The sequence below is a fragment of the Pseudomonas sp. LB3P93 genome (assembly GCF_054898025.1).
On record NZ_CM142713.1, the window covers coordinates 77,549 to 90,715 of the forward strand.

The window sequence follows — 13,167 nt, forward strand, 5'->3', positions numbered from 1 at the left end:
TGCCGAGCGTGGAATCAGAAGTCAGTCGAGTTCAACTCATTCATGATCCACGCGCGCTGCACGACGATCCGCTACTGGATGGTCTGCTGGCCCTTTGCACCCTGCATCAAAAGCCGGCCAGCGCCGCGATGTTGACCACCGGCCTGCCGTTGCCCAAGCAGCGCCTGAGCGTTGAACTGCTGCCCCGCGCGGCCGCTCGCGCCGGTCTGCAAGGGCGCGTGCTGGTGCGCAAACTGGAGCAGATTCCGGCGATTGCGATGCCGGCGCTGTTGCTGCTCAAGGATGGCCGTAGTGCCGTCCTGCTCGGCTGGCACGGTGAAGACCAGGCCCGCCTGCTGATCAGCGAAAGCGACGGGGGCGAAAGCCTCGTCAGTCGGGAATTGCTGGCAGACGACTACATCGGCAAAGTGTTCTTCGCTCAACCCCAGCACAAATTCGACGTCAATCACGGCACGCTGATCCCGCGCGCGCGCTCGTGGTTTCGCGACACCCTCAAACGTTCGCGCTGGCTGTACGCCGACGCCATCGCCGCCAGTTTCCTGATCAACATCATCGCCATGGCCGCGCCGCTGTTCGTAATGAACGTCTACGACCGCGTGGTGCCGAATCAGGCTGAGTCGACCCTGTGGGTGTTGGCCATCGGTATCACCGGGGCTTACCTGTTCGACCTGATCCTAAAGAGCCTGCGCAGCTTGTGCCTGGACTTGGCCGGGAAGAAAACCGACTTGATCATCTCGGCGACGCTGTTCGAGCGCATCGTCGGCATGGCCATGAAGTACCGCCCGGCCCGGGTCGGCAGCTTCGCCCAGAACATCCATGAGTTTCAGAGCCTGCGCGATTTCCTCGCCTCGCTGACCTTGACCAGCCTCATCGACCTACCGTTTACGCTGCTGATCTTCATGGTCATCGCCATTCTCGGTGGGCACCTGGTGTGGATTCCGGTGCTGGCATTCCCGATTGCCTTGCTGATCGGCTATGCGCTTCAGAAGCCACTGGTGGCGACCATGGAGCGAACCATGGCCCTGGGCGCCGAGCGCCAGTCGAGCCTGATCGAAACCCTCGCCGGCCTCGATGCGGTGAAGGTCAACAACGCGGAAAGCGAACGCCAGTATCAATGGGAACAGACCATCGGCACCCTCAGTCGCCTTGAGCTGCGGGTGAAAATGCTCTCCGGTCTGGCGATGAACATCACCTTGCTGATCCAGCAACTGGCCGGGGTGATCATGATTGTCTTCGGCGTGTACCAGATCATCGCCGGCAACCTGAGCATGGGCGGTCTTATCGCCTGCTACATGCTTAGTGGTCGCGCGCTCAGCCCGCTGGCTTCGTTGTCCGGCCTGCTGACCCGCTACCAGCAAGCGCGGGTGACCATGACCTCGGTCGATCAAATGATGGAGCTGCCGCAAGAACGCAACTTCGAAGAGCGCCCGTTGAGCCGCAAGGTGCTGCAAGGCGCCATCGAATGCCGGCAGATGAACTTCACCTACCCGAACCAACAGAACGCGGCGCTGCAAAACATCAACTTGAGCATCAAGCCTGGCGAGAAGATCGGCATCATCGGTCGCAGCGGCTCGGGCAAAAGCTCCCTGGCCAAACTGCTGGTGGGTCTGTATCAACCGGACGACGGCGCGCTGTTGGTGGACGGCGTCGACATCCGTCAGATCGACGTCAGCGAATTGCGCCACAACATCGGCTACGTGGCACAGGACATCCAGCTGCTGGCCGGCACCCTGCGCGACAACCTGGTCTCGGGTGCGCGCTATGTAGAAGACGAAATGGTGCTGCAAGCCGCCGAACTGGCCGGCGTACACGAGTTCGCCCGTCTGCACCCGCAAGGTTATGAACTGCAAGTCGGTGAGCGCGGGCAGAACCTGTCCGGCGGCCAACGCCAGAACGTGGCGCTGGCCCGTGCGTTGCTGCTCAATCCGCCGATCCTGCTGCTCGACGAACCGACCAGCGCCATGGACAACACCGGCGAAGAACGCCTCAAGCAACGCCTCGCCGCGGTGATTGAAAACAAGACCGTGGTGCTGGTGACGCACCGGGCATCGCTGTTGTCGCTGGTGGATCGCCTGATCGTCATCGACCGTGGACAAATTCTCGCCGATGGCCCGAAAGCCGCCGTGATGGAAGCGTTGAAGAAGGGGCAGATCAGTGTTGCTTAAGTCGGGTTTCAAGGATTCGATCCGCCGTTACTTCAAAGGCTCCGAGTCGCTGCATGGCCAGCCACTTCCCGAGGTTAACAAAGCCCTTATCGAAGACGCCCCGCGCGTGGTGCGGCTGACGATCTGGGCGATCATCGGCTTTTTCGTATTCCTGATGCTCTGGGCCAATTACGCGGTGATCGACGAAGTCACCAAGGGCGACGGCAAGGCGATTCCGTCGTCGAAGATCCAGAAAATCCAGAACCTTGAGGGCGGGATCGTTTCCGAGCTGTACGTCACCGAAGGGCAAATTGTCGACGCCGGTGCGCCACTGATTCGCTTGGACGACACGCGGTTTGCCTCCAACGTGGGCGAGACCGAAGCCGATCGGCTGTCGATGCTGTTGCGCGTGGAGCGCTTGAGCGCCGAGGTCGATGACCGTCCGCTGAACTTCCCCGCTGATGTGCTGAAGGCTGTTCCCGGTCAGGCGGCCAGTGAAGAGTCGCTGTACATCAGTCGTCGTCAGCAACTGCACGATGAGATCGGAGGCTTGCAGGAGCAGTTGATCCAGCGTCAGCAAGAGCTGCGCGAATTCACTTCCAAACAGTCGCAGTACCGCAATGGACTGTCGTTGCAACGTCAGGAAATCAACATGTCCGAGCCGCTGGTGGCCCAGGGCGCGGTGTCCCCGGTCGAAGTGTTGCGACTCAAGCGTGCAGAGGTCGAAACCCGTGGGCAACTGGACGCCACGACACTGGCGATCCCTCGCGCTGAATCGGCTATCAAGGAAGTGCAGCGCAAGATCGACGAGACACGCGGCAAATTTCGCAGCGAAGCCCTGACCCAACTCAACGAGGCACGCACCGACCTGAACAAGGCCCAGGCCACCGGCAAAGCGCTGGAAGACCGGGTCAGCCGGACGCTGGTGACATCGCCGGTGCGCGGCATCGTCAACAAGCTTCTGGTGAACACCATTGGCGGCGTGATTCAGCCGGGCAGCGACCTGGTGGAAATCGTACCGCTGGACGACACTTTGCTGGTGGAAGCGAAGATTCGCCCGCAAGACATCGCGTTCCTGCACCCGGGCCAGGAAGCGACGGTGAAGTTCACGGCGTACGACTACACCATTTACGGTGGGCTGAAGGCCAGGCTTGAACAGATCGGTGCCGATACCATCACCGATGAAGACAAGAAGACCACGTACTACATCATCAAACTGCGCACTGATCGCAGTCACCTGGGGACAGATGAAAAGCCGTTGCTGATCATCCCGGGGATGGTGGCTTCGGTGGATATCATTACCGGCAAGAAGACCGTGCTGAGCTACCTGCTCAAGCCGATTATTCGGGCGCGGGCCGAGGCACTGCACGAGCGATAAGCCTGACAGATCGTTCCCACGCTCTGCGTGGGAATGCCGCCATGGACGCTCCGCGTCCACTGTGACGCAGAGCGTCACGGGATGTATTCCCACGCAGGAGCGTGGGAACAATCGGTGTTAGAGAAAAGCCATATCGTTATTCGCTAACGGTATTTAAATTTAAATTCTTATACCTATAAAGTCACTCTCCTGCGTACCTGCCGACCAATCGGCGCGCCGCACGACACGAACCAACACGGGACCTCCGTGAGTTTCTTGATCGACGTGCGCGCTTTGAAGCGTGCCGTGCGTGGGAGTGATTTTTATGTCAGTCGTCTCTGCGTCACCCGCAATCGCGCCACAAACCTTCGACATTCGTCCGTTCAGCGGCGCTGTCGGTGCTGAAATCATCGGTCTGGACCTGTCCCGCCCGATCAATGATCAGGATTTCGCCCGCATCCACCGCGCGCATCTTGATCATCACGTCGTGGTGTTCCGCGACCAGCGCATAACCCCCGAGCAGCAAATCGCTTTCAGCCGACGATTCGGCGTGTTGCAGATCCATGTGCTCAAGCAGTTCCTGCTGGCCGGCCACCCGGAAATCCTCATCGTTTCCAACATCATCGAAAACGGCCAATCCATCGGCCTCGGTGACGCCGGCAAGTTCTGGCACTCCGACCTTTCCTATAAAGAACTGCCGAGCCTGGGCTCGATGCTGCACGCCCAGGAACTGCCCGCCGAAGGCGGTGACACCTTGTTCGCCGACATGCACAAAGCCTGGGATAACCTGCCCGAGGCACTGCGCAAAGCCGTTGAAGGTCGCTCGGCCGCGCATTCCTACACCGCGCGCTACAGCGAGACCAAATTCGAAGGCAACTGGCGCCCGACCCTGACCCCGGAGCAACTGGCACAAGTGGCCGAAGTGGTCCACCCAATCGTGCGCACGCATCCGGAAAACGGGCGCAAGGCGTTGTTCGTCAGCGAGGGCTTCACCACGCGCATCGTTGGTTTGCCGGAAGACGAGAGCAAACAACTGCTCGATGAGCTCTACGCGCACAGCGTGCTGCCGCAAAACATCTACCGCCATCAATGGCAGGCCCACGACCTGGTGTTCTGGGACAACCGCTCGCTGATCCACCTCGCCGCCGGATGCCCAAGTCATCTGCGCCGCAAGTTGTATCGCACCACCATCCAGGGCGACGCGCCTTTCTGATTTGTCGGAGAACTTCCATGTCCAAACGTCTTCCATTCGCGCCGCTGGCTGCCGCCATCGGTTTGGGATTCAGCCTGATCGCCGGCAGCCTGGTGGCGCCGACCGTGGCTCACGCCGAAGGTGAAATCCGCATCGCCGAGCAGTTCGGCATTGTTTATCTGTTGCTCAACGTGGTGCGCGATCAGAACCTGATCGAGAAGTACGGCAAGCAGGAAGGCATCGACATCAAAGTCGACTGGACCCAGCTGTCCGGTGGCGCGGCGGTCAACGATGCGCTGCTCTCAGGTTCGATTGATATTGCCGGTGCGGGCGTCGGTCCGCTTCTGACCATCTGGGATCGCACTCACGGCAAGCAAAACGTCAAAGCCGTGGCTTCCCTCGGCAACTTCCCGTACTACCTGGTGAGCAACAATCCCAAGGTCAAATCCATCGCCGACTTCACCGAAAAGGACCGCATCGCGGTGCCGGCAGTCGGCGTTTCGGTGCAGTCGCGCTTCCTGCAGTACGCAGCCGCCAAGCAATGGGGTGACAAGGAATTCAATCGACTCGACAAGTACACCATCGCATTGCCGCACCCGGACGCCACCGCCGCGCTGATCGCGGGTGGCACCGAATTGACCGGGCATTTCTCCAACCCGCCGTTCCAGGACCAGGCGCTGGAAAACCCGAACGTGCACGTGGTGCTGAACACCTATGACCTGCTCGGCCCGAACTCGCCGACGGTGCTGTTCGCCACCGAGAAATTCCGCGACGAGAATCCGAAAACCTATAAGGCCTTCGTCGACGCACTGACCGAAGCGGCGCAGTTTGCCCAGAACGATAAAGGCGCGGCAGCGGACACTTACATCCGTGTCACCAAAGCCAAAATCGACCGTGCCGCGTTGCTGAAAATCATCGATAACCCGCAGTTCGAATTCAGCGTCACGCCGAAAAATACTTACCCATTGGCCGAATTCCTCTACAGCGTCGGCGCAATCAAAAACAAACCGGATTCGTGGAAGGATTACTTCTTCCAGGACGCCAAACCGCTGCAAGGGAGCTGATCGAGATGAACGCCCCTTTGCAAGGCCACACGGCCAGCAACCCGATCGCAGCCGCCCAGGCGCTGTTGTCCGTCGAAAATGTCAGCCTGGAATATCGCACGCCGCAGCGTGTGGTTCGGGCGACGCATCAAGTCAGTTTTGAAATCGATCCGGCGGACCGCTTCGTACTACTGGGGCCGTCGGGTTGCGGTAAATCTACGCTGCTCAAAGCGGTCGCCGGGTTCATTCAACCGTGTGAGGGCGAGATCCGGCTGCAAGGGCAAACCGTTCATGCGCCGGGGCCGGACCGGATTGTGGTGTTCCAGGAATTCGATCAACTGCCGCCCTGGAAAACCGTCAAACAGAACGTCATGTTTCCGCTGCTGGCCTCGAAAACCCTCAAGCGCAAAGAGGCCGAAGAACGGGCGCTGCACTACCTGGACAAAGTCGGTCTGGCGGCGTTTGCCGATGCCTATCCGCACACGTTATCCGGCGGCATGAAGGCGCGCGTGGCGATCGCCCGGGCGTTGGCGATGCAGCCGAAAATCCTCCTGATGGACGAACCTTTCGCCGCCCTCGATGCGCTGACTCGCCGCAAGATGCAGGAAGAATTGCTGCTGCTCTGGGAAGAGGTGCGTTTCACGCTGCTGTTCGTCACGCACTCCATTGAAGAAGCGCTGGTGGTAGGAAATCGCATTCTGTTGCTGTCGCCGCACCCGGGTCGGGTGCGGGCGGAAGTGCATAGCCATCAGTACGATTTGCACAGCCTCGGCGGCGTGGCGTTTCAGGAGTCGGCGCGACGGATTCATCGGCTGTTGTTCGATGAAGGTCAGTCGCCGGAAACCGAGCGCGAGCTGGATTTTTCCGATATTCGCATCGCTTATTGAGCCATTGAGAGGAGTGCCCGATGAGCCATTTATCATCTGCGCGTGAAGAATTCGAAACCGTTTTGCAGCCATTGACCAGCGTGCCGGTGGAGCGGGAATTGCCGCTCGGTCAGCGCCTCTGGCAACAGGCCTGGCTGCGTAAAAGCCTGATCCTGATTTTGCTTGCAGTGCTGTGGGAAGTGGTTGCCCGCGTCCAGAACAACGACTTGCTGCTGCCGAGTTTTCTGCAAACCGGCAGCGCGCTGTATGACGGTTTGCTCAGTGGTGAGCTGCTGGGCAAAGTGTGGATTTCGCTGGTGGTGTTGCTCAAGGGTTACTTGATTGGCATCGTCCTGGCGTTTGGTCTGACCACGTTGGCGGTGTCGACGCAGTTCGGTCGTGATCTGCTGAGCACGTTGACCTCGATGTTCAATCCGCTGCCAGCGATTGCTCTGTTGCCGTTGGCGCTGCTGTGGTTTGGTCTGGGGCAGAACAGCCTGATTTTTGTGCTGGTGCATTCGGTGCTTTGGGCGTTGGCGTTGAACACTTATGCCGGGTTTCTCGGCGTCTCGGAAACCCTGCGCATGGCCGGGCGCAATTACGGCCTCAAGGGCATGCGTTTTGTGTTGTTCATTCTGATCCCGGCGGCGCTGCCGTCGATTCTTGCCGGGTTGAAAATCGGCTGGGCGTTTGCCTGGCGGACGTTGATTGCCGCTGAACTTGTGTTTGGCGCTACCAGCGGCAAGGGCGGGTTGGGGTGGTACATCTTTCAGAATCGAAATGAGCTGTACACCGACAAGGTGTTTGCCGGGTTGGCGGTGGTGATTTTGATTGGGTTACTGGTGGAGAACCTGGTGTTTGACACCCTCGAGCGGGTGACCGTAAAGCGCTGGGGGATGCAGCGCTAAGTTTTTTTGGTGTCTGATCTGGCGCCTTCGCGGGCAAGTCGAATCGTCGCACCGCCGCTCCCACAGGGTTCTGTGTCGAACCCAAGGTCTGCATCCACTGGAGATAACTGTGGGAGCGGCGGTGCGACGATTCGACTTGCCCGCGATGGGGCCAGACCTGCCAATACATCAGTCAGGAGAATGTTTGCTAGCATTGCGTCTGAATCAACCCAACCCAGACACGAGTGCTCAGCATGCAACTCCCGGACATGAACCTGTTGGTCGCCCTCGACGCCTTGCTCGACGAGGGCAGCGTGGTGGGCGCCGCGCGGCGGATGAACCTCAGCCCGGCGGCCATGAGCCGAACGCTCACGCGTATTCGCGAGGCCATCGGCGACCCGATTCTGGTGCGCGCCGGTCGTGGTTTGGTGCCGACGCCCAAAGCGCTGGAGCTTCGCGAGCAGGTGCGCGATGTCGTGGAACAGGCCGCATTGTTGTTCCGCTCGGCCGATGCGGTGGAGTTGGGTTCGTTACGCCGTCGTTTCAGCATCCGGGCCAATGACTTCTTCGTCGGCGTCTACGGCGGCAAGCTGTTTGACACACTTGACCGCCAAGCGCCGCATTGCGAGCTGCGTTTCGTCCCCGAAGGCGACGGCGATGATGAAGCGCTGCGCGAGGGGCGGATCGACCTGAACATCAGCAACACCCGACCGCTGACCCCGGAAGTGAAGGTTCAGAATCTGTTTTCCACTCACTTCGTCGGCCTGGTTCGCGAGGACCATCCGCTGTTCGCCGAAGAGATCACGGCCGAGCGCTTCGCTGGTTTCTCCCATATCAGCATGTCCCGTCGCGGCATTGCTCGCGGGCCGATCGATGCCGCACTCAATGCCCTTGGGCTGGAGCGGCGGGTGGCGGTGATTGCGCCGAGTTTTCATGCGGCGATGTTTGCACTACCGGATTCCGACCTGATTTTACCGGTGCCCAAGGAAGCGTTGCTGAGCGTGCGGCGCCTGGGTTTGAAGCTGCGCTCGTTTACCCTGCCGATTCCCTTGCCCACCCTGATGCTGACCCAGGCCTGGCACCCGCGTTTCGACAAGGATCCGGCGCATCGCTGGCTGCGCGAAACGCTCAAGGCGTGTTGCGACGAGACGTGGCTGGCCGCGCAACCCTCTTGAAGTTCACCCCCAATTCCTGTGGGAGTGAGCCTGCTCGCGATAGGGCCATCACATTCAACATGATGTTGACTGATCCACCGCTATCGCGAGCAGGCTCACTCCTACAGGGGGTTTTGCATTGCTGCACCAAGCGCACTTATAACCTGCCAATAAGTCAATTTTCGTAACGTCTCGCGCTTCTTAAAATGCTCCGGTATTCAAACCCCGGAGCTTGCAGTCAATGACTTCCCTCATGGTCACGGCACCTCTCGCCGCGGCCAGTCCAGCCGCCGTTACGCCGCCCGTCTTCGGCCCGCGGATCATCATCGGTCTGGTGGGCGTGTTGCTGGCGGTGCTGGTGTCAGGTCTCAACGAAATGGTGACCAAGGTCGCCCTGGCCGACATCCGCGGCGCATTGGCCATCGGCTACGACGAAGGCACCTGGCTGGTCGCCTGCTACACGGCGACCTCGGTAGCCGCCATGGCCTTCGCGCCGTGGTGCTCGGTGACGTTCTCGCTAAGGCGCTTCACTCTCTGCGCCATCAGCGCCTTCACCCTGTTGGGTGTGTTGTGCCCGTTCGCCCCGAACTACGAAAGCCTGTTGGTCATGCGTACCCTGCAAGGTCTGGCCGGTGGCTCACTTCCGCCGATGTTGATGACCGTCGCGCTGCGCTTTTTACCGGCCAACGTGAAGCTTTACGGTCTGGCGGGTTATGCGCTGACGGCCACCTTCGGCCCAGGCCTCGGCACCCCACTCGCCGGTTTGTGGACCGAGTACGTCGGCTGGCAATGGACCTTCTGGCAAATCATCGCCCCGTGCCTGATTGCCATGGCGGCCGTGGCTTACGGCTTGCCGCAGGATCCACTGCGGATGGAGCGCTTCAAGCAGTTCAACTGGCGCGGTTTGCTGCTGGGTTTTCCGGCGATTTGCATGCTGGTGATCGGCATTCTGCAGGGCAATCGGCTGGACTGGTTCGAGTCGGACCTGATCTGCGGATTGCTCGGCGGTGGGCTGTTGATGCTGGTGCTTTTCCTGATTAACGAGTGGTCGCAGCCGATCCCGTTTTTCAAGATGCAGATGCTCGGTATCCGCAACCTGTCGTTCGCCTTGCTGACCCTGGCGGGGGTGTTGGTGGTGTTGCTGGCGGTGATCATTATTCCGTCCAGCTACCTGGCGCAGGTCCAGGGTTATCGACCGGTTCAGACCGCGCCGATCATGTTGTTGGCGGCCCTGCCACAGTTGATTGCGCTGCCGCTGGTGGCGGCGCTGTGCAACCTGCGTTGGGTCGATTGCCGCTGGGTGCTGGGCATCGGTTTGAGCATGTTGGCGCTGTCGTGCCTCGGTGGTTCGCAGCTGACATCGGTGTGGATTCGTGACGATTTCTACGCGCTGCAATGGCTGCAAATCTTCGGTCAGCCCATGGCGGTCCTGCCGCTGCTGATGCTCTCCACCGGCAGCATCACGCCGATGGAAGGCCCTTACGCTTCGGCCTGGTTCAACACCGTGAAAGGCCTGTCGGCGGTGATCGCTACAGGAGTGATCGAGGCGTTGACCACATCAAGGCTGCATTTCCATTCGACCATGCTGGTGGACTACCTCGGCAACTCCCCTCTAGCCGACAGCGACAGCGCTGGCCTTGCCCATCGTCTGCATGAGCAGGCCGTGGTGCTGACGTCATCGGATCTTTATCTGTGCATGACCGGCGTCGCGCTGGCGCTGATCCTGCTGATTTTCTGGCTGCCGACGCGGATTTATCCACCGCGCGCACCGACATGAACGCTCCACTGAAACAGAAGGTTTTTATGACGACTCAAACAAAGCAAAAAGTGGCTGTCGGCGTCGCCGCAGTGGTGGCGGTCGGCGTGCTGATTTACCTGCTGGCGCCAGGTCTTTTCGGCAAGCGTACGCAGCAGAACACCAACGATGCGTTTGTCTCGGCGGACTTCACCCTGGTGGTGCCTCGCGTGGCCGGGTTCATCAAGGAAGTGCTGGTGGAGGACAACCAACAGGTCAAGGCCGGGCAGTTGTTGGCGTTGATCGATGACCGGGACCTGCGTGCCGCCGCCCAGGCCGCCGACGCCGAGACGCTGGTGGCCAGGGCGCAACTGCAAAACGCTCGAGCGACCCTTGAACGCCAGGCTTCGGTGATCGCTCAGGCCCAAGCCACTGTGGTGTCGGCCAAGGCGGAAATGGCCTTCGCCGAGCATGAATTGAACCGCTACAACCACCTCGCCGGGGTCGGTGCCGGGACGGTGCAGAATGCTCAGCAAGCGCGCACGCGCATCGATCAGGCCGCCGCGCGATTGGCCAACGTCACGGCGGTGCTGGCGGCGGAGCGTAAGCAGGTGGAGATCCTCACGGCTCAGCGCGACGCGGCTGACGGTGGATTGAAGCGGGCGCAAGCGGCGCTGGAAATGGCCAGCTACGAGCTGTCTTACACGCGCATCGTTGCCCCTCAGGACGGCATGGTGGGCGAGCGGGCGGTGCGGGTTGGTGCTTACGTGACACCGGGCAGCAAGATTCTGGCGGTGGTGCCGCTGGCGCAGGCTTACGTGGTCGCCAATTTCCAGGAAACCCAACTAACCGACGTGAAGCCGGGGCAGGACGTACAAGTGCGTGTCGACAGCCTCGGTGGAGAGGTTTTGACGGGGCGCGTCGAGAGCATCGCGCCGGCCACCGGCGTGACATTTGCTTCGATCAAACCGGACAACGCCACCGGTAATTTCACCAAGGTTGTGCAGCGGATTCCGGTGAAGATTGTTCTGGAACCGGGTCAGGCATTGGCCGAGCGGTTGCGGGTGGGGATGTCTGTGGAGGCAAGGATTGATACGGCAAGCACCGTCTCGCGTGAGGTGGTTCAGCAATGAAGACATTTGTTGACAGGACTGACGCCTTCGCGAGCAAGCTCGCTCCCACAGGGGATATCTGTTTGGGCGGAGATTGTGTGAATTGCACAAATCCAATGTGGGAGCGGGCTTGCTCGCGAAGAGGCCGGTGGCCCCAACTCACCTTGTGCACCTTGCTGGTCATGAGCCTTACAGCCTGCACCGTCGGCCCAGACTTCCAGAAACCTCAACCACAACAAATCACTGAATGGTCGAAACCGTCTAAGGCCGCCGCCAGTGAAGCAGTACCCATCGACATGAACGAGCGCTGGTGGGAAGTCTTCAACGACCCGAAACTCTCGGCCCTGACCCAGCGCGCCCTGACCGACAACCTCGACCTGAAACTCGCCAGCAGCCGCTTGCAGCAAAGCCGAGCGGCACGCCAGGTGATCACCGCCGACCGCTATCCAAACACCGCCACCACCGGCGGTTACGGGCGCAAACGCAACAGCGGCGAAGGCCTGAACGATCCCTCGGGCAACAACGGCGACTCGGCGTTCAACCTCTGGGACGCCGGCTTCTCCGCGTCATGGGAGCTGGATTTCTGGGGCCGTGTGCGTCGCGAAACCGAAGCCGCCGACGCGACCCTGGAAGTCGCGGAAAACGATCGCCGCGGTGTGCTGCTGTCAGTGCTCGCCGAAACCGCTCAGGACTACATTCAACTGCGCGGCGTACAAAGCACTCGGGCCGTCACCGAACAAAACCTCGATGTCGCCCGGCACAGCCTGAAACTCTCGCAACTGCGTCTGGCCGACGGCGTCGCCACTGACCTGGACGTCGCCGAAGCGGCCGCCCAGGTCGCCGCCATCGAATCGCGCCTGCCGGCGCTGGAACAGCGTCAATCACAACTGATCAACGCCCTGAGCTTGTTGATGGGCGAGCCACCTCAAGCGCTGCACGCCGAGTTATCCACAGACGCACCCGTGCCGCCAACCCCTCGTCAGGTCGCCATTGGCCTGCCGTCGCAACTGGCCGAACGCCGCCCGGACATCCGTCAGGCCGAAGCCCGCCTGCATGCCGCCACCGCGAGCATCGGCGTGGCCAAAGGTGACTTCTATCCGCGGATTACCCTGTCCGGCAACATCGGTTCACAAGCCATGCAACTGAGCGATTTCGGCTCCTGGGGCTCGCGCTCGTTCGGCATCGGCCCGCTATTCAGTCTTCCGCTATTCGACGGCGGCCGCCTGCGCGGGGTCCTGAACTTGCGCGAGGCCCAGCAACAGGAAGCCGCCATCGCCTACCAACAAACCGTACTACGCGCATGGCACGAAATCGACGATCAACTGAGCGCCTACAACGCCAGCCAACTGCGTCGCGACAGCCTCGCCGAAGCCGTCCGCCAAAACCAGATCGCCCTGCGCACCGCGCAGCAGCAATATGTGGAAGGGGTGGTGGATTTCGTTAACGTGTTGACCGTGCAGGGGGCGTTGTTGGCGACTCAGGAGCAGTTTGTGGAGAGCTCGACCGGGGTGTCGCTGGCGATGGTGGGGTTGTATAAGGCGTTGGGTGGGGGGTGGGAGTCGGTGTATCCGTTGGCAGAGACGGCACAGCGTTAATTTCGTGGGGGGGGTATATCGAAAAAACCGGCCGAGGCCGGTTTTCTCACCCTAACGGCCAGCGAACTTAATCGCTGCGTAC

10 protein-coding genes are annotated in these 13,167 nt (G+C 60.7%); all 10 read left to right on the forward strand.

Translation table 11 applies throughout. The annotated features are described in order from the left end of the window. Nucleotides 1-8: 8 nt before the first annotated feature. Nucleotides 9-2,165, forward strand: coding sequence for a type I secretion system permease/ATPase (locus tag ACYZT8_RS00330; protein ID WP_461978306.1), 2,157 nt, complete (start codon nucleotides 9-11; stop codon nucleotides 2,163-2,165). Next, nucleotides 2,155-3,522, forward strand: a complete 1,368-nt coding sequence (locus ACYZT8_RS00335; protein WP_461956530.1) for an HlyD family type I secretion periplasmic adaptor subunit — start codon at nucleotides 2,155-2,157, stop codon at nucleotides 3,520-3,522. The genes ACYZT8_RS00330 and ACYZT8_RS00335 overlap by 11 nt, the downstream gene beginning before the upstream one ends. 304 nt (nucleotides 3,523-3,826) lie before the next feature. Further along, a complete protein-coding gene (locus ACYZT8_RS00340; RefSeq protein ID WP_461978308.1) occupies nucleotides 3,827-4,714 on the forward strand; it encodes a TauD/TfdA dioxygenase family protein in 888 nt (295 codons plus the stop codon). Between the two features lie 17 nt (nucleotides 4,715-4,731). Then, on the forward strand, nucleotides 4,732-5,757 hold the full coding sequence (locus tag ACYZT8_RS00345; protein ID WP_461978310.1) for an ABC transporter substrate-binding protein: 1,026 nt from the start codon (nucleotides 4,732-4,734) through the stop codon (nucleotides 5,755-5,757). 5 nt (nucleotides 5,758-5,762) lie between these two features. Then, complete coding sequence (locus ACYZT8_RS00350; protein ID WP_461978312.1) at nucleotides 5,763-6,623, forward strand: ABC transporter ATP-binding protein; 861 nt, start codon at nucleotides 5,763-5,765, stop codon at nucleotides 6,621-6,623. A gap of 20 nt (nucleotides 6,624-6,643) precedes the next feature. Continuing rightward, nucleotides 6,644-7,510, forward strand: coding sequence for an ABC transporter permease (locus ACYZT8_RS00355; protein ID WP_438658301.1), 867 nt, complete (start codon nucleotides 6,644-6,646; stop codon nucleotides 7,508-7,510). Between the two features lie 233 nt (nucleotides 7,511-7,743). Then, nucleotides 7,744-8,664, forward strand: coding sequence for a LysR family transcriptional regulator (locus ACYZT8_RS00360; RefSeq protein WP_461978314.1), 921 nt, complete (start codon nucleotides 7,744-7,746; stop codon nucleotides 8,662-8,664). Nucleotides 8,665-8,884: 220 nt separating this feature from the next. Further along, the gene (locus tag ACYZT8_RS00365; RefSeq protein ID WP_461978316.1) at nucleotides 8,885-10,420 is read left to right on the forward strand and encodes an MFS transporter; all 1,536 of its coding nucleotides are present in this window, start codon (nucleotides 8,885-8,887) and stop codon (nucleotides 10,418-10,420) included. Between the two features lie 26 nt (nucleotides 10,421-10,446). After that, complete coding sequence (locus ACYZT8_RS00370) at nucleotides 10,447-11,511, forward strand: HlyD family secretion protein (protein WP_461978318.1); 1,065 nt, start codon at nucleotides 10,447-10,449, stop codon at nucleotides 11,509-11,511. Further along, a complete protein-coding gene (locus tag ACYZT8_RS00375; RefSeq protein ID WP_461978320.1) occupies nucleotides 11,508-13,085 on the forward strand; it encodes an efflux transporter outer membrane subunit in 1,578 nt (525 codons plus the stop codon). The genes ACYZT8_RS00370 and ACYZT8_RS00375 overlap by 4 nt, the downstream gene beginning before the upstream one ends. Nucleotides 13,086-13,167 lie beyond the last annotated feature (82 nt).